General features: G+C 40.0%; 10 protein-coding genes. All 10 read left to right on the top strand.

The features are described 5' to 3' along the window. Window positions 1-43: 43 nt before the first annotated feature. Window positions 44-865, top strand: coding sequence for an SDR family oxidoreductase (locus tag FW778_RS04030; protein ID WP_150413300.1), 822 nt, complete (start codon window positions 44-46; stop codon window positions 863-865). Window positions 866-1,020: 155 nt separating this feature from the next. Then, window positions 1,021-4,035 (top strand): SusC/RagA family TonB-linked outer membrane protein, encoded by a 3,015-nt coding sequence (locus FW778_RS04025; protein ID WP_150413299.1) that lies wholly within the window; start codon window positions 1,021-1,023, stop codon window positions 4,033-4,035. Between the two features lie 32 nt (window positions 4,036-4,067). Further along, window positions 4,068-5,975 (top strand): RagB/SusD family nutrient uptake outer membrane protein, encoded by a 1,908-nt coding sequence (locus tag FW778_RS04020; RefSeq protein ID WP_150413298.1) that lies wholly within the window; start codon window positions 4,068-4,070, stop codon window positions 5,973-5,975. A gap of 100 nt (window positions 5,976-6,075) precedes the next feature. After that, window positions 6,076-8,460, top strand: a complete 2,385-nt coding sequence (locus tag FW778_RS04015; RefSeq protein WP_150413297.1) for a GH92 family glycosyl hydrolase — start codon at window positions 6,076-6,078, stop codon at window positions 8,458-8,460. A 52-nt stretch (window positions 8,461-8,512) separates the two neighbouring features. Then, entirely contained in the window at window positions 8,513-10,675 is a 2,163-nt protein-coding gene (locus FW778_RS04010) for a hypothetical protein (RefSeq protein WP_150413296.1), read from the top strand. A gap of 58 nt (window positions 10,676-10,733) precedes the next feature. Further along, entirely contained in the window at window positions 10,734-12,902 is a 2,169-nt protein-coding gene (locus FW778_RS04005; RefSeq protein ID WP_150413295.1) for a hypothetical protein, read from the top strand. Between the two features lie 44 nt (window positions 12,903-12,946). Next, complete coding sequence (locus FW778_RS04000) at window positions 12,947-14,485, top strand: rhamnogalacturonidase (protein WP_150413294.1); 1,539 nt, start codon at window positions 12,947-12,949, stop codon at window positions 14,483-14,485. A 23-nt stretch (window positions 14,486-14,508) separates the two neighbouring features. After that, complete coding sequence (locus FW778_RS03995; protein WP_202552068.1) at window positions 14,509-15,405, top strand: alpha/beta fold hydrolase; 897 nt, start codon at window positions 14,509-14,511, stop codon at window positions 15,403-15,405. 20 nt (window positions 15,406-15,425) lie between these two features. Beyond that, window positions 15,426-17,459 carry an NPCBM/NEW2 domain-containing protein gene (locus FW778_RS03990; RefSeq protein WP_150413293.1) on the top strand — a complete coding sequence of 678 codons (2,034 nt, stop codon included), beginning with the start codon at window positions 15,426-15,428 and terminating at the stop codon, window positions 17,457-17,459. Then, window positions 17,456-19,390, top strand: coding sequence for a hypothetical protein (locus FW778_RS03985; RefSeq protein ID WP_150413292.1), 1,935 nt, complete (start codon window positions 17,456-17,458; stop codon window positions 19,388-19,390). Before FW778_RS03990 ends, FW778_RS03985 begins: the two co-directional genes overlap by 4 nt. The last annotated feature ends 1 nt before the right edge of the window (window position 19,391 follow it).

Genomic DNA, 19,391 nt, shown 5'->3' with positions numbered 1-19,391 from the left:
GTTTAATTAAAACGCCCGATCATCCGTTTTAAACAAAATTATAATGAGTCATTCATTTTCACTGGAAGGTAAAGTGGTAGTCGTTACCGGTGGTACGGGTATTCTCGGGAAGTCTTTTATAGACTGCATTGCAGAAGCGGGTGGAACGGTAGGTATTTTAGGAAGAAATCGTGCAATAGCGGAAGAACGGGCAACAAAAATTAATAAGGAAGGGGGAAAAGCCATTGCCCTTTGTGCGGATGTTACCAACAGAAATGATTTAACCAATGCCCGGAAACTTGTATTAGACACCTATGGTAAAATAGATGGATTGGTAAATGCAGCGGGAAGCAGCATGACCGATGAAGCAGAAAAGGAATTGGATATTTTCAATATGAGCCTCGATGATTTAAAGGCAACCATGGATGTAAACCTGTGGGGAACGATATTACCTACGCAAATTTTTGGTAATGCAATTTCACACCAAGGAAAGGGAAGTATTGTAAATATTTCTTCGATTGCAGCTAAGCGTGCTATTGGCAAAATACTGGGCTACAGTATGGCTAAAGCGTCAGTGGAGTCCTTTACAAAATGGTTTGCAGTTGAGCTGAGCCGCAGGTATAAAGATGCGATAAGAATAAACGCAATTGTTCCGGGCCTGTTTTTAACAGATGCGAACCGGAATTTCTATACAGATATTAAAGCCATAAATGAAAAGCCATCAAATCCTGTTCTTCAGAAAGTTCCTTTTAAGAGATTTGGTGAGCCGGAAGAATTGAACGGGATTGTTGTGTGGCTATTGAGTAATGCCTCAAAATTTGTAACGGGCACCACCATAACTGTTGATGGCGGCTTGAATGTTAATAGCGGATTGTTTGATTCGTGAAATACAGGGACGGCTTACTATTCCTGAATTGCGTGCAAACGTTTCCGTAACTTAATTAAGAGTTGTTCAGTTTAAAATATAAGTTTGTTAACAGAAATTAACCACAACAAGGGTACTAAAAACGAAGATTGCTTTTTCCACCAAAAAAACTTTTTATGAAAAAATTTCTATTGCTATCAATGCTTATGTGCGCTGTTTTTTCAACAGTAAGCGCACAAACCCGCAAAATTACCGGGCAGGTATTGGATGACAAGACCGGCAATCCTTTTTCGGGTGTCAGTATTGTTGAAAACGGAACTAATAATGGAACCACCACCGATCAAAATGGTAGATTCAGTCTTAATATTCCGGCGCAGGGCAAAGTTGTTTTAAACGTAACCCACACAGGTTATGTTGACCAAACAATTACCGTGAATAAACAAACTACACTTACCATCACGTTAGCCGAAGAGGTTAAACAGCTAAGCGACGTAGTAGTTGTCGGTTACGGTACGGTAAGAAAGAAAGATCTTACGGGTGCAGTTGGCATAATAGGCGCCGCTGATATCACCAGGGCAAACCCTACAAATGCAACACAGGCATTGCAGGGGCAGGTGCCTGGGGTAGTTATTACCAAAGGCAACAACCAGCCCGGCCAGCCCTTTAGTATTGATATTCGGGGAGAAAACACCATCACCGGTGTTACTGAACCGCTTGTGGTAATAGATGGAATTGTTGGCGGGAGATTAAGAGATATTAATCCTGCGGATATAGAAAGTATTGATATTTTAAAAGATGCTTCCTCTACGGCTATTTATGGATCCCGGGGTGCTAACGGCGTTGTTATTATCACTTCAAAAAAAGGAAAAAGCGGCCGGCCTAAAGTAACCCTTGATTCTTATATAGGCAATAAGAGGCCTTCTCACTTACCCGACATGCAAACGGCGCAACAGTTTTACAAAAGTATGTACACTGATGTTATTTTGAATAACGGAACACCGGCATCATTCTCTTCAAATGAACTCAGCCAGATAAATAATAATCAAACCACCAATTGGGTAGGTCTTTTAACGAAGCCAAGCACTAATGCGGGTGCAACTGTGGCAGTAACTGGTGGCAGTCCTGGTACCACTTACCGTTTTTCCGGAAGTTATATCCAGGAAGATGGCAATATTCCGAATAGCACCTTTAAGAAATACAGTTTAAATGGCGCCCTGGATAGTAAAATAAATCATTTCTTAAGGATAGGATTTACTGCATTTGCAAATTATAATGATAACCCCACCGGTTCGTTAGAGGCTTTACGTTCTGCGTTTCGTGCAAGGCCTACGGGGGTGGTTTATTATAAAGACCTCGTAAACCCAAGCGATGGCTACGACCTTACCGAAGGACCATGGAACGGCTATGCAGTATGGATGGGAATTAAAGATAACCAGGTTTTAAATCCATTGGTTGAAGCTGATTTTGCAAATACCAGGGAAGAAGTAAAAGCTGCAAATGAGATGGGTAGTGCTTTTGCAGAAATAACCCTGATGAAAGGCCTCACTTTTAAATCCACTATATCAGTGTCGAATATTGATACCAGGACAGGAGATTACCGTGGTACTTACTCAAAAGATCGTAATGGTCTTAAGCTTCCCAGGGCAACTTATTCAACCGCTGACCTGAAAGCCTATACCCTCGATAATCAATTAAATTATAATTATTCCCAGGGGAAAAGCAGGTTGAACGTAACCGCATTACAAAGTGCTTATAAGAACACCGCTGAAACTTATTCTATTGCGGTTCAAAATCTTCCCTACGCTTCCGGATGGTATAATTTAGGCACTGCGGGACTTTCAAACATTACCGCCGTAAGTAGCAATTACCAGCAAAATACTTTGGAATCGTACATGGGAAGAATAAATTATTCTTATAATGATAAGTACCTGCTTACCCTTACAGGACGTGGCGATGGTGCATCCCAATTAGCTAACAGAAATAAGTGGGCCTTCTTTCCTTCAGGGGCTTTTGCATGGCGGGCCGGAGATGAAAAATTCATTGAGCAAACCAAGATCTTCTCTAACCTGAAATTGAGGTTAAGTTATGGGCAGGTGGGTAATGCGAACGTATCACCATACAGCACCCAGGCACAGGTTTTAAATACTATATATAGTTATAATCAAAACGTGGGTAATGGGTTTGCCCCCGGCACGCTGGCCAATAGCAACTTAAAATGGGAAAGAAGTGAAGAGGTGAATCTCGGCCTCGATATGGGATTTTTCAACAACAGGATTTCAGCAACAATTGAAATATATAAAAGAAATACGAAAGACCTGATTTTACAGGAAAATCTTCCAACATCTACCGGCTTTAAAACGGTAACTGCCAATGTTGGCCAAATTTCAAACAAAGGAATAGAACTGGGATTAAATACAGAAAATGTAATTACAAGAAATTTCTCGTGGTCAACCAATCTCAACTTTTCCGCAAATAAAAATAAGGTAGTGTCTCTTGCAAATGGCGTCACCTCTATCATTTCGGGTACTACTATACTTGAAGTGGGCAAGCCGGTAAAATCCTATTATGATTATAGATACGCTGGTATTTGGCAGATACCCGATAGTGCACAAGCTGCAACTTTCCACCAGCTTCCCGGACAGGTAAAAGTGATAGATAGCAACGGCGACGAAGTGATATCAACTTCAACCGGTAAAGATGACCGCCAGGTGTTGGGTACACAATTACCTAAATACACCATTGGTATGACGAATCATTTCAATTACAAAGATTTCGACCTTTCTTTTCTGATGTACTATCGCAACGGAACAATTTTTCAAAATAACTTATTTGGCGGAGGAACTATGGCCGACTACACCAATAGCCGCTACGAACACATTGTGTTGAATTATTGGACGAGAAATAACCCGACAAACGATATGTATGGTGTGGGAATTTCACAACCTTATAAAAATGCAATTGCTTATCAGAACGCAAACTTTTTAAGAGTGTCTGATATTACACTTGGTTATACGATGCCAAAAGTGAAGCTTGATAAATTTAGTATTGACCGGATGCGGATCTACATCCAGGTAAGCAATCCTTTTGTCTTTACTAAATATAAAAGCCTTGATCCCGAATACAATTCAAGTACCTATATAGATGATGTTCCCTACACACTCTATACGTTTGGTTTAAATCTCGGCTTCTAAAAAATTAAAGTAATACTCTTAAAATTAATTATATGAATATTTTTAAAAATATAAAATTCATTTCCATTTTTATACTGTCTTTGTGTATAACCGGAATGAGTTGCAAAAAAAGCTTCCTGGATGAGTACAATCCGTCCAGTCAAACTACTACCAATTATTATGTTGACGCTGCAGGGTTTGAAAGCCTCGTGACATCATGTTATCCATTACTGAGAGACATTACCCAGCAAAGGGTATTGACGTTTGTAGGTACTGATGTATTTGCAGCCAGTGGGCTGGGAGCAATTTATTATAACCAGCCAAGCCCGCAGGGAAGTGCCTTTGATCAATACGATATCCGGTTAAATGCGTCGGCTCCGGAACTGCAGTCACTTTGGGATATGCTTTACCGTGAGATAAACAGGTGTAATGCTGTTGTAGAAAGGGCTCCCGGCATACCCGACGAACCTGATTCCTTAAAACATATCAGGATTTGCGAAGCAAAGTTCTTACGTTCTTTATGTATGTTCTGGGCAGTTCAGCAATGGGGCGATGTTCCAATGCCATTAACTGAAACAAAGGCTGCAAGCCAGGTAGTAACAAAAGTTCCATCAAAAGATATCTATGCTCAAATTATTACTGACCTTACAGAGTGCGCAAGCACTTTACCTGTATCACCGTCAGATGCAGGAAGGGCCAGCCAGGGCGCAGCAAAATTTTTATTGGCCAGGGTTTATTTAACCCGCGGATGGAACTTCAATAATTCCTTAGGCGGAGCGCCTGCTGATTTTACAAGCGCATTACAGCTTTGTGACCAGATTATCGCTTCAGGCAAATATCCTTTAGAAACTAACTGGAACAAATTGTGGCCTGTCCATAACAAAAATCCAAATCTTGAAACAGCAAGTTCGGCAGCCTCTGTTGCCACTGCTAACGCAAGTAAAGAAGTGATTTTTGCAGTTCAATATGCAAACCCATCGGCCTATAATGGAGATCCAAGTGTAGGTACCACCACAATTGGCAATAACATGCATGAAATGTTTTCCAATGGCCCTAGCGGAGTTGCCCAACAGGCCAGAACCAGCACCTACAACCGCTGGCTTCCATCACAAATTTGCACGTGGGCAGCTTATCGCCTCTTCGATCCAACCTTAGATACCAGGTATGACGGAACATTCAATAGTGTTAGTTATGCCACTGCGAAAGGAAATGTCTCATTAGCTACCAATAACCCTAATCCTCAAAATATTACGCTGTCATTTAATGTTAATGATACTACAGCCATTGCATTGCCATGGAATAACCCTGCTACCAGTCCTGACCAGTTTGGAGTAGATATTTCCGGAGGTACTAAAAAATATGCAGTGGTTAATCCAAACCAATATTTTGGTTTAGGTTACAAAGGTTCCACAGCCTATGTAGATAATTTAGGATGGGGCGCTCCCATGTTTTGGAAGTTTTTTCAACCGGGGATTCAATACGGTGACGGATATTCGACATTTAATGATCCGTTATTCCGTGCTGCAGAAGTTTACCTGATGGCTGCAGAAGCTATTGTAAAAGGAGCTACAGGAGCCGCCCTGGGCGGAGCAGATGTTTATTATAATAAAGTTCTCGACCGTGCATTAGGAGCTAATGCGGGGATGGATCCGCAATGTGCTGCTAATCCTGCAGATGTTAATGATCTTACTACGGTTGGATACAGGGCTACCCCGGCAAATATTTCTATCGATATGATTCTCGATGAAAGAGCAAGAGAGTTGCTGGGTGAAGGCAATGAAAGATGGTATGACTTAAAACGGACAGGCACTTTGATTTCCCGTGGTGAAAAATACAATCCATGGGTTGCATACGGATTGAACGGAACACCTTTGATAGATGCGCACGATTATCTAAGACCATTACCGCAGGGAATGTTAGATAATTCGAATCCTCATATTGACCAAAATCCTGGTTATTAGCCCTTCTTAGTGGAGAGGATTTATACACCTTGTTACCAGTTTAGTATAAATCCTTTTCCAAAAGAAGCTGCTGCCTTCATGAATTTTTAAAAATCAACTCATGCATGTTAAAAAGATTTTTATCATAACGATAATAGTTTTGCTAAAAATCTCACTGTCGTATTCGCAGATCAATCGTATTTCAAAGGTTGAAAAGGTTGACCTTGTAGAGCCAATGGTGGATGCCGCAAACTCCCGGTTTTTCTTTTTTAGTTCCGCCTGCAGGCCTTTTGGAATGGTGAACCTGAGCCCGGATATGGTTTTGAATGGAACCTGGGGTACGGGTTACCGTTATAATGAAGATACTATCAAATGTTTTAGTCATATTCATGGGTGGGAGCTTTCGGGTATACCGGTATTACCTACAACAGGCCCTTTTAAAGGGCAATTAGGTCCCGACAAATATGGTTCATCTTATTCTCATAAAGATGAAATCGCCAAACCCGGATACCATAAAATATTTTTAAGAGATTATGGTATAACAGCGGAACTCACTTCTACCAACCGGGTTGGTTTTCACAGGTACACCTTTCCCAAATCCGGTCAGAGTCATATTCTTTTTGACTTTACAACTGATTTGGGTTCATCTGCCACAGACAGTGCAGTTACCCGGGAAATAAGCAATTCGCAATTAGAAGGGCAGGTCGTTATGTCGGCCACCCCAAGGCGCCCTAAGCTAATAACTGTCTATTTTGTGATAATGTTTGATAAGCCATTTCAAACCTTTGGCGGCTGGAAGGATGGCGAAATAATTCCCGTAAAAAATAGTATCGAAGGAAAGCGTACAGGCGCCTACGTTAGCTTTACAACTTCTGCTAATGAAGTAAGGCAAATGAAAGTTGCTATCTCGTACGTGAGCATTGCGCAGGCAAAAAATAATCTTATTAAAGAATTACCGCACTGGAATTTTGCCCAGGTAGTTAAAGATTCAAGGAAAGAGTGGAATAGCTTATTGAGCAGGATTGATGTGGAAGGAGGAACACTTGTTGAACAAAGAAGATTTTATACAGACCTGTGGCATGCATTGCAGGGGAGAAGAATTGTAAGTGATTACAGCGGAACTTATATTGATAACACGGGTGCAAAACCGCGGGTTGGACAAATTCCTTTGGATGCAAATGGTACACCTAAGTTTAATGAATACAATTCAGATTCATTCTGGGGCGCCCAATGGTCATTAAATACCCTTTGGGATCTGGTATATCCCGAAGTAACAGAATCGTTTATCAATTCGTTTTTGTTGATGTATGATGATGGAGGCCTTATTCCAAGAGGTCCGTCCGGTGGCAATTACACTTATGTGATGACAGGTGCTACCACCACGCCCTTCATAGTAAGTGCTTATTTAAAGGGCATTCGCGGATTTGATATAAAGAAGGCTTACGAAGGGATGAGGAAAGATCATTTTCCCGGGGGGATGATGAGTAAAGCGGGTTATGAGTTTAACACCAGCGTAGGTGGCGGTATTGAATATTATATTAAAGATGGTTACGTTCCTTTTCCTCTTTCAAAAGAAAGATATGGTTATCACCAGGACGGCGGAGCTCAGACTTTAGAATATGCTTACCAGGATTATGCGATGTCACAGATCGCGAAGGCTCTTGGAAAGAAAGATGATTATCTTCTTTTTAGTAAAAGAGCACAGAATTATAAAAACATTTTCAATAAGGATATTGGCTGGGTGTGGTTGAAAGATAAGAATGGAAATTGGAATCAGCCAGTCGATATCCTCCGTTATGAAAATGGATGGGTGGAAGGTAATGCGGCCCAGTATACCTGGTTCGTTCCGCATGATGTAAAGGGTTTGATTGACCTGATGGGAGGCTCTGATAACTTCACAAGAAAGTTAAACGAATCTTTTGAAAAAGCCCAGCCTCATGGCTTTGTTTCGGGAAGTTCTAAAGATAAAGAAGATCAGGAACAGGCAAGAAGAGTTTATATTAATTACGGTAATCAGCCTTGTATGGAAACTCCTTTCCTCTTCAACTTTTCCGGCGCCCCATGGCTTACACAATATTGGACAAGACAAATTATCGATTCTGTTTACAGCGGCATTTCACCACAAAAAGGATATAGCGGAGATGAAGACCAGGGCTTGATGGGAACCTTGTCGGCCTTATTAAAGATGGGTATTTTTTCAACTAACGGGGGCACATCCGAAAAGCCTTATTACGAAATAAGCAGCCCGATCTTCAAAAGGATAATTATTCATCTGAATTCAAAATATTATCGCGGTAAACAATTTATAATTGAAACCAAAAATAACGGGGCGAATGATGTTTATATTCAATCGGCTCAATTAAATGGACGTTCATTTAATAAACCCTGGATATATCATAGTGAACTAATTAAAGGCGGGAGACTGGTGTTGCAAATGGGGCCTAAGCCCAATAAATCATGGGGAAATAATCCTGCAGCGGCTCCGCCATCGATGTCGTCAGAATAATTATATATAATTTTTTGATGTTTGATAAAAGCATCAGGCAAAAAATGAATTCATGAAAAGAATTACTATCTCATTTTTACTGCTCGTTTTTAATTTTCAGTTTTTAAAGGCACAGTCCATTCAATATGCGTCAAAGTTTGCTGATGAAAATCATCCCGAAATTGGCTACTGGTTTATATCGCCAGACCTGTTAAACAACGGGCGTTATTTAGAGGAACTGGATTCTATCATTCATCAATGTCCTTACACTTTGGTATTTCTTACCGCAAGGGATGGCGCTAATTTTTATCAATATCCAACAATGCATCCTGTGTTTAAAAAAATAGTTGCTGTAGCACATCAGCACGGATTTAAAGTAGGCCTCCAGCTTTGGGGGAATTATAATGATAAATCTATTGAAGGCGTTCAACGAATGATTGTTGAGGATGAAGTGACGTTAGATGATGAAGGAAAAGCTTCACTCGCAGCTAAAGCAAGATTTATACGATTTCCTGATCGTCTGTTGAAAACAGATTTATTTAAAGTGTATGCTTTCAGAAAAACTTCAGATGGCTTTTATGATCCTTCTACATTGAAAGATATCACCGCGAAATGTGAAACTGTTTTGCCGGATAAAGAAACTGTGCAAATTAAAGTGAATGGAGGAGCATCATTAAAAGGATTAACCGCATGCATTATGACGCAGGAATATTGCAGCCAAAGCAGCATGTGGGGTAACGTTGAGATTAACGGGTTTAAAAAAGCAATGGATGAATACAATGACATACCTTTTGATGGGGTTGCATTAGACGAATATGGAAACAAGTTTGTTGAAAGAATATTCGATTCTGTAACAACGAAGCCTTTCAGGGGCCGATGGTATTCAAATGCAATGGCAAAAGCCTTTAAAAGCTCCACCGGAACTTCATTGATTAAAACACTGTTTGATGGCCGCTACGCACCGGAAGGAAAGTCTGAAGTAAGAATGAAAGCGATCAATCAATACATGGATTTTATGAGAGGAGGTGCTTTACGAGTGGAAAAAGCAGTCTATGATTATTCTCATAAAGTTTTTGGAAATAACATTTTCAATGGTATTCATGATACATATCACAATAAATTAATCAATGATGAAATATGGGCAAATGGCATTTCCTGGTGGATTTTGCCCCGCAAGTATGGCCAGACGGATGAGAAGACTTTCCTGCCCACCCGAATGGGAGTTGCTATGGCACACACAAAAAATGCAATGTATAACCAGTATTACGATAGAGTATTTCCACCGGTTCAGGAAAAGGCATTATTCGATCTGCGCTATGGAGTCCGAACACATTATCATGCCATGCACGATAAACGGGTAAATCGTTTCGATCTTTTGGATCCGGAAGCTGTGGCCGGGATCGACAAAGTGGAAAATTGTTCCAGGCTTTTGAATAAGTTCAATCCATTATTACCTAAGATTCATTTATTAGTAATTTTTGGAATCGAGTCACTGGAAAACTGGTATCCTGTGGCGGCAGACAGAGGCGTTTATGACATTAATGATAAACAGGGTATTGAAGCAAAAGCTGTTGAAATATGGAATGCCGGCTACCTCAATGCATTAGTCCCTTCCGATTTGATTGCTCATAATATTTTGAAGTTAGATAAGAATGGCAAACCGGTTATGAACGGGCATACGTTTGATGCGATAGTATACCTAAATCCACAATACGCTAAAGAATCAGAACTTAAGTTTTTAGAAGAATATGAAAGCAAGGGTGGTAAACTGATGGTAGAAGGAGGCGCTGATCGTGATTTTAATGCCAACAAAATTTCAAAAAGATTTACGTCAATTTATAATAAAGCTACCGTTAAAGGTTATTCAATAGAAAACCTTTCCAGGCTTGGTCTGCAAAAAAATCTGCTTCCCGATGGATGTAAAAATGAAGATGATTCTTATGTTTTCACCGATATCAATTCTTTAAGAACGGGAAGCATGGCATCTTTCTCGATAAAGATTGACGGTGATTTATACGAATGCAGTTACCAGGGGTTAGCAATCATAAGGACAGTTAAAAAAATGGGTGTTATAAAATTTGCTGCCAATGGCTTCACGTCATTACGCCGAAACGGCAAAGTGGTATTAAGTTTCAAGGACCCGGTGAATATATTTATCAGCCGGCAAAATGGAAAAATTAATATGATTATTAAAGACAGTACGCACACTATAAAACCTATGATAAATAAATTATAGACTGTTATAATTATTGAAATCGTCAGTTTAATAAAATGAGTCCTTATAAATATTTTGAATGAAAAATAAATTGCTTTTGTTTTTTTTCTGTGTGTTGATTTTGCATGTTACCAGCAAAGCACAGCAACTAAAAGTAAACTATGTAAACGCTTTCCAAAATATCAATCATCCTGAAGTTGCCTATTGGTTTTTTGCCAGTAACATGTTGCCCAAAGCAGCTTACCGGGGAAAGATTGACAGCTTTGCCAGGTACAGCAAATACACATTGATCTTTCTTACAGAACGCGATGGTTGTAACTTTTACGACTTTAAAACCATGCACCCGGTTTTTAAAGACCTTGTTGCTTATGCGCATAAAAAGGGTTTGAAGATCGGGCTGCAGATTTGGAAACGGGAATTTGGAACCCGTATTGAGAACACGGATCGTTTGATGCAGGAAGGCGAAGTGGTTTTGGATGAAAATGGCCACGCAAATTATAGTGTAATGGCAAAGGGTGCACGAAATATGAGTGAACTTTTAACAAGTGATTTATTTAAGATATACGCTTTCAAAAAAACCGGTGATGGCTTTTACGATCCTGCTACATTTAAGGATATAACAAAATATGCGAAAGCTGATACCAGCAGAACACAAGTGAAAGTTTCTATAAGTGCAGGAAAAAAATTAGAAGGTTATACGGCTTACATTCTCACTCAACACTATTACAATTATGCAAGCAATTTTTCTGAACAGGCAAAATCAGTTTTATTGCATGCTTTTAAAGCGTATGCAGATATCCCTTTCGATGGAATAGGCCTAGATGAATATAAGAATCTTTTAATTGCAAGGCAACCTGTTCTTAAAAAGACGAATGATACATTTAGAGAGAGACTATATTCAATCGCAATGGCAAAGCGAATGAAAGCTTTCACAGGCATGGATTTGAGCCGGGTACTTTTTGATATGCGTTATGCTCCTGAAGGAAAGCCGGCCATCCGTATAAAAGCCATCAATGAATATATGAGTCTTTTGCGAACCGCAACGTTAGATATAGAAAAGTCTATGTATGACCTTGGTAAAAAAATGTATGGCCCAAAAACCTTCATCGGTTTACATGATACATTTCATAACAATCTCGATGAAGATGAAGTCTGGCAAACCGGTGTAAGCTGGTGGAACATAAAAAGAGATTATGGGCATACGGATGAAGAAACATCAACGCCGGTTCAAATAGGAATAGGAATGTCCAACAAGGAGAATGCCATGTACAACATGTATTACAATAAAAGCCTGGAACGCATTTGGACTAAAGCCTTATATGATTTGCGGTATGGGGTTCGCACCCATCATCACGCTGCCAACGATGTACAGGGCTGGGGCGTTTCAATTGATAAACCAGCAGCGTTAGAGAAAATAAACAAGGTAGAAAATTGTGCCCGGTTGCTTAACCGGTTTAACCCGCCTTTTCCAGCTATTAAATTACTCGTGGTGTATGGCATGGAGGCAATGTATAATTGGTATCCCAATAAAGAGGATAGGGGATTGTATGATATCAATGACAAACTCGGTATGGAAGAAAAATCAATTCAATTATGGCAAAATGGTTATTTGAATGCAGCGGTTCCTACAGATGAAATTGAAGATGGGCGTTTGAAGTTAAATGCGGATGGCAAGCCCGTTCTTAATGGATATACATTTGACGCGGTGATTTTTCTTGACCCGCAATATTCAAAAGAAAGTACCATAAAATTCTTTCAGCAATATGTAAACAGAGGTGGGCAATTGTTAATTGAAGGAAACGCTACTAACGGTTATTATGGAAATGATATCACCAATCCATGGGCAAATATTGAGAGCAAAGCTGTGGCTACTTCTTTCTCTTTGGAGAATGTAGAAAAATTAGGTGTCCCGAGAAATGACCTGGTTAATGGTGTGCCAAATGGCGATGGAGCTTATACTTTTACCAGCATCGAATCTTTGCAGAAAGACAGCGCTGTTAATTTTTCGTTTGCGTATAACGGTTATACATTTAGCGGCAACTACAAAGGCCTGGCTGCTATTAAAGTTGATAACAAAGGAAACCTGCAAAAACTTGCCGCCACGTGCTTCTTGTCGCTTAAAAGAAATGGTGTGCAAATAATGCATCTTAGTAAGCCGGCTGACATCTTTATTTCTCTTGAAAATAATAAAATCGACGCAACAATTGCCGATTCAACCAAAACCATACAACTGTTCCGGGATGAATAGCGTAACTCATAAATAATGTCTCATAACATTTAAAACCATGACAAATGAAATTATTTCCGGCAATTAAAATCCTGTTCTTTTTAGTATTGATTAATATTTCATCTGTCACCAATGCTGCGTCTCCTGTTAAAAATATTTTTTTTAATGTAAAAGACTATGGCGTAAAAGGCGATGGCAGCACGGTGGATACGAAGGCCATCAATATCAGTATTGATGCGGCTTCTGCTGCAGGCGGAGGAACGGTTTATTTTCCTGCAGGCGATTATTTATCAGGTTCTATTCGCCTCAAAAATAATATCACTTTGTTTATAGACCAGGGCGCAACCATTATTGCGGCTCCTGCAGAAGATTCATCTGAGTACGATAAAATTGAACCTGCCGTCAATGATAAGTACCAGGATTTGGGTCACAGCCATTTTCATAACAGCTTTATATGGGGAGAAAATTTGCATGATATATCCATTATTGGCAGTGGTATGATTTGGGGAAAGGGATTGCTGGGTGGCGAAAAAAAAGGAGGAAGTAATTATGCGAATAAATCCATTGCATTATTATCATGCCGCAATGTAATCATACGCGATGTTACAATAAAACATGGCGGATGGTTTTGTATTTTGGCAACCGGCGTCGATCATTTAACCATTGATAATGTAATGATGGATACCAACCGTGATGGAATGGATATCGACTGTTGCCAGTGGGTTCACATTTCAAATTGCACTGTAAATTCTCCTTCAGACGATGGTATTTGTCTCAAAAGTTCGTTTGCTCTCGGCTATACAAGACCCACCAAAAATGTAACAATTACCAATTGTATTGTGAGCGGCTATTTTGAAGGAAGCGTGTTGGATGGAACTTACAAAACAGATTATAGAAAAGCGCCAACGGGCAGGATAAAAATGGGTACCGAATCAAATGGTGGTTTTCAAAATGTGGCTATTTCTAATTGTGTATTTGATCATTGCCGGGGGTTGGCGTTAGAGTCAGTAGATGGAGCCTTACTGGAAGATGTAACAATTACCAATATCACCATGCGAGATGTTACAAACTCGCCTTTTTTCATAAGGCTTGGTGCAAGGATGCGTGCCCCGGATAGCCTGGTAGTAGGTCATTGCCGAAGAATTGTTATTAGCAATGTAAATGTTTACAATGCAATGGATGATAGTTCAGGCTCTATCATCAGTGGTATTCCCGGCCATGAAATTGAAGATTTGGAAATGAAAAATATTCACATTTATTATAAAGGCGGCGCCAGCAAAGAAATGGCTTTGACTAAAGTTCCAGAGTTTGAAAAAAGATATCCTGACCCCAATAAATTTGGAGTGATACCTGCCTACGATTTTTTTATAAGGCATGTAAAAAATATTGTGATGCATGATATCACGATCAGTTTTTTAAATGATGATTATCGGCCGCCCTTTATTTTAGACGATGTAACAGTCGCAACTTTCCGGTACGTGAAAGCTCAGAAGCTACCGGCTACTCCTTCCTTTGTTTTAGATAAGGTCGGTGATTGTACCATCCAAAATTGCACTGGATTAAAAGATGTCCATATAAAACAGGCGGTTCATCAATCGTTGTAACTTAATAATTTAAAAAATCGTGTATGCCGGAACGCTATATAAAATCAACACTGCATATGTTGAAAAAATTGATCCATCTTTTTTTGGGGCTTTGCCTTTCAGCAGTTGCATTTAGCCAATCGGCCAATCAAAGCATAGCTGATACCGCCACTCCTTATGGAGACAATCCTGCGGCAGGCAGGTATTATAGTGTGAGGGGCATAAAAATATATGCAGAAGAATATGGAACGGGCATGCCTTTGCTTATGATTCATGGTAACGGTGGTTCGGGTAAGGCTTTTGGAAAAATAGTTCCCTATTTCGCAAAAAATTACCGGGTCATTATTGCAGATAGCCGTGCACAGGGAAAGTCCGTTGATACCGGGGATTCGTTAAGCTTTGAAATGATCGCCGATGACGAAGCGGCGTTGTTGGATGAAATGCATATTGACTCTGCTTATGTACTTGGTGCCAGCGATGGAGGAATCGTTGCACTGGTGCTGGCTATGCGTCATCCGGGTAAAGTGGTTAAACTGGCGGAAACAGGTGCTGACCTTGTTCCTGATTCCACAAGCATAGCCGTTGTTCATTCATCATGGCTAAAAGAAAAGGAATTTTATGATGAAAACATAAACAGAACTCTCACAACCGAAGAAGAGAAAAATCATTGGAAAGTGAAAATGCTGGATTGGCGACAACCCAATATTCCGTTTAGTGCATTAGAGGCTATCAAATGTCCTTCTTTAATAATTAGTGGCGATCATGATATGTTTAACGTAGAACATGCGGTGCAGATTTATCACCATATTCACCGGGCGTATCTGTGGGTGGTCCCCAATTCCGGTCATGGCACAATGCATGAGCATACGGATGATTTTATAAAAATGACAGACAATTTCTTTAACGAGCCCTTTAAGGACAGGAAAAATTATATTTTATAGAAATGGCATGAAATTTTAAAATGAATTATAAATTAAAACTGTTTATTGTCGCTATCATTTTAATTGGCGCAGTTGCGATTGCTCATGCTCAACAGGGCAATCATGTGTGGCTCGACGATTTGCTTGTATCCAACTTTTCAGAAGGCATTCCAAGTGTATCTGCCAAAACCAGTGCAGGCAGCGATTCTATGAAGTTGCAGGGAGTTTATTTTGCCAGGGGAATTGGCGTTCAATCATTAAGCGTGCTTTCTTTTTATCTTGACGGGAAGGCAAAGAAATTTACCGCTATAGTAGGCGCTGATGATAAGGGAAATCCTATCACTTCATCTAAATTTTATGTGATAGGCGATAGGAAAATTCTCTTCGGGAGTAAGGACATGAAGCCGGGAGACAAGCCGGAGAATGTCGACGTGGATCTTAGTGGAATAAAGCGTTTAGGCTTACTCGTGACCATTGCTGATTCAGGGGCGGGAAGAGTTTATTCTGACTGGGCAAATGCGAAATTTGAAATGCTGAATAATGCAATGCCGGAACCAATGCCCAACGATGATGAAAGATACATTTTAACTCCGCATTCTTCCAAAATTCCCAGGATCAACTCCCCACTGGTATTTGGCGCAACACCGGGAAATCCATTCTTGTATACAATTGCTGCAACCGGGGAACGGCCGCTGCATTTTTCCGCAATAAATTTACCAAAAGGCCTTTTTCTTAATGCCAAAACCGGAATTATAACGGGAAAGATTACCCGAAGAGGAAATTATATAATAACATTAAAGGCCGGTAATAAATTTGGAACAGCCACAAAACGCCTGGTAATAAAGATTGGTGATACCATTGTACTTACACCTCCCATTGGCTGGAACGGCTGGAACTCATGGGCAAAAAGCATTGACAAAGAAAAAGTAATTGCTTCGGCAAATGCCATGGTTTCATCGGGGCTTAGCAATCACGGCTGGACCTACATCAATGTAGATGATGCCTGGCAAGGACAGCGGGGAGGAAAATATAATGCTATTCAGCCCAATGAAAAGTTTACCGGCTTTAAAAAAATGATTGATTACATCCATTCGAAAGGACTCAAATTTGGCGTTTACTCTACACCGTGGATATCCAGTTATGCGGGTTATGTAGGCGGCTCTTCCAACTTTAAAGACGGCGCCTATCCTGATTTTATAAAAAACAATAAGCGGGCTTATCGTTATATCGGGAAATACAGGTTTGAAAAAAATGATGCGCTGCAAATGGCAGATTGGGGAGTTGATTACCTGAAATATGATTGGCATATTGAACTCAATTCTGCGGAGCGAATGTCGGCAGCTTTGAAAAATTCCGGACGGGATATTTTTTTCAGTATATCCAATTCGGCACCTTTTGCTTTGGCAAAAGATTGGGAACGCATTACCAATGCATGGCGCACGGGCCCTGATATCCGCGATAGCTGGCTTAGTCTTTATGTCTCTGCTTTTTCTATTGATAAATGGGCGCCTTATGGGGGTCCCGGACATTGGAACGATCCTGATATGCTCATTGTTGGAAATGTTACTACGGGTTCATCATTACATCCAACGAGGTTAACGCCCGATGAACAATATAGCCATGTAAGTTTGTTCAGTTTACTTTCGGCTCCTTTAAATATTGGCTGTCCCATTGAGCAACTTGATCCATTTACATTGAATTTACTTTCTAACGATGAAGTGCTGGAAATAGACCAGGACCCATTAGGAAAGTCTGCAAGATTATTGGCAGATGAAGATAATGTTCAAATATGGGTGAAGCCGATGCAGGATGGTTCTTACGCAGTTGGTTTGTTTAATATAGACGGCTTTGGAAAAACGCCTCAATCTTTTTTCCGTTGGGGTGATGAAAAGCCAAGGTCGTTTCTTTTTGATTTTTCTAAGTTAAACCTGCCTGGCAAATGGCAGCTTCGCGATGTATGGAGACAAAAAAATTTAGGCGTGTTTAATGGTTCTTTCACCACCAGCATTCACCATCATGGAGTTGTTCTGCTGAGGATGTTCCCTGTTGGGATTTCTAATAAATTATCGAAATGAAAAAAATTACATGGATGATTTGCCTGCTGGCATTGTTTCAATTGAACGGCTATTCGCAAAATCAAAATAAATTTAATATACCGCGAATGCCTGATCCTTTGGCACAAAAAGCTACACTCGAAAGGGAATGGAAACTATTGCAACAATCACCTCCAAAAGGGATTGTCCGCGAAGGCTTTTTATTTTTGCTTGATGCGCTGGATACCCATTTTTTAACTGATGAACAAACCTTGTGGGTGTTGCATTTATTAAGATCGAGAATTGTAACAGATACCACGGCGCAAAGTTTCGGTAACATGTATTGGGGCTGGGCAGATAAGAATAATGATGTAGGAGATGGTAATAATGTCGAGTTCTGTGTGCAATATGGGATTCTTATAAAAATATTGTTTGATGACAGGCTTTCTTCGCAAGCAAGAAAGGCGCTGGATGAAATTTTCCAATATGCGTTAATCGGCCTACATAAACAAAACGTGCGGATATCTTATACCAATATTTATGTAATGAAAGCGTGGAACCTGTTAGCATTGGGGCAGGTGTATAAAAACGCCGCGGCAACTGAAGAAGGTCGGGAAGTTTTTAATAAATGGTTGAACCATGTAGCCCGTTATGGCAACCGGGAATATGATAGTCCTACTTATTGCGGTGTTGACCTTGAATCGTTGGTATTGCTTCATAAATATATTAATGATGATGATATAAAGAAGAAGGCCGCAGACGCAATTAATTTTTCCCTAACCGATTTATCTGCTCATTATAATGTACAAGGTGGCTTTCTCGGCGGGGCGCATAGCCGGGATTATAATCGTGTGTTTGGCCGCGATCTGTTGGAGGAAAAATATCTGAATCCTTTACTTGGCTGGCAAAATAAAAACGACCAGCTTTTTAACCAGGTGTGCTTTACAGCATTACAGGAGATAGGTCTTACTCCGCAACAAAAGGAATTAATGAACGGCAAAAAAATGTATGTGGTGCAGAGATGGGACAGTTTGCCAAATGCATATGCATGCGAGTATGTTGGTAATAAATTTTCTCTCGCATCATCTAATCAGACCTATAGCCCTGATGATAAATCATTAGTTGCTTATCTCAACAGTAAGAAGATTCCTGAAATGCTTAACATCACTTATGTGGCAGAAGGAAGAGACGATCCTTATGGTACGTGGGCCGCTGAAGGCAAAGGGGAGAAAATGAAAAAGCTGATGCCTGCGAATTATCCGTCAAATGGTGGCTGGGGAAAAACGCGGCACCTGATGCCGTTCATCCAGGCGGCTCAAAATAAAAATGAATTTGTGATGTTGGTAGCAGGAATGAAAGATCAAAACTGCATCAATTCCTATATCAACTCAACTATCGTTTTGCCCAATGCATTTGATGAAATATGGATAGGAAACAGAAAAATAAATATTCTGGAAAAAGGCCGCAGCATTGCTTTTGATACAACCAATACTTTTTTTGCACGCTTTGAAGATGTGGTAATTGCATTTCGTATTCTTTGGGATAATGCAGATAAAGGGGTTAAGCCCGCTCTTTATAATGATGGCTTTGAATATAAACCTGCGAGGGAATATTTCAGTTTAAAAAATAATAAAGGATTGCGTATTACACTAAAACATCCCGATAATGGAGTAGTAAAAATTGCTATGTGGTGGAAGATACAGGAAGGTATTAACAGTGCAACTGATTTTCTTAAATTCAGGCAATCCGTTTTATCCGCACCCGTAAGTGTATCAAACAATAATGGAGTTGCAGACATTTCTGTTTTAACTCCGGCCGGTAAATTAGGCGTTAAAGCAGACCTTATAAGAAAGCGGCGATTGGATTATTATCTTCCAACACCTTTGCCAAAAGATTTTCTTTTTAATGTGGATGGAAAGGAATTAGGAAAGCCCATCATGAAAAAATATATTTTAAAAGGTATTGAGGAATAAA

The sequence above is a fragment of the Ginsengibacter hankyongi genome, assembly GCF_008710285.1.
GTDB classification, from domain to species: Bacteria; Bacteroidota; Bacteroidia; order Chitinophagales; family Chitinophagaceae; genus Ginsengibacter; species Ginsengibacter hankyongi.
Note: the sequence above shows the minus strand (reverse complement) of the source record. Positions and strands in the feature narration are given on the sequence as shown.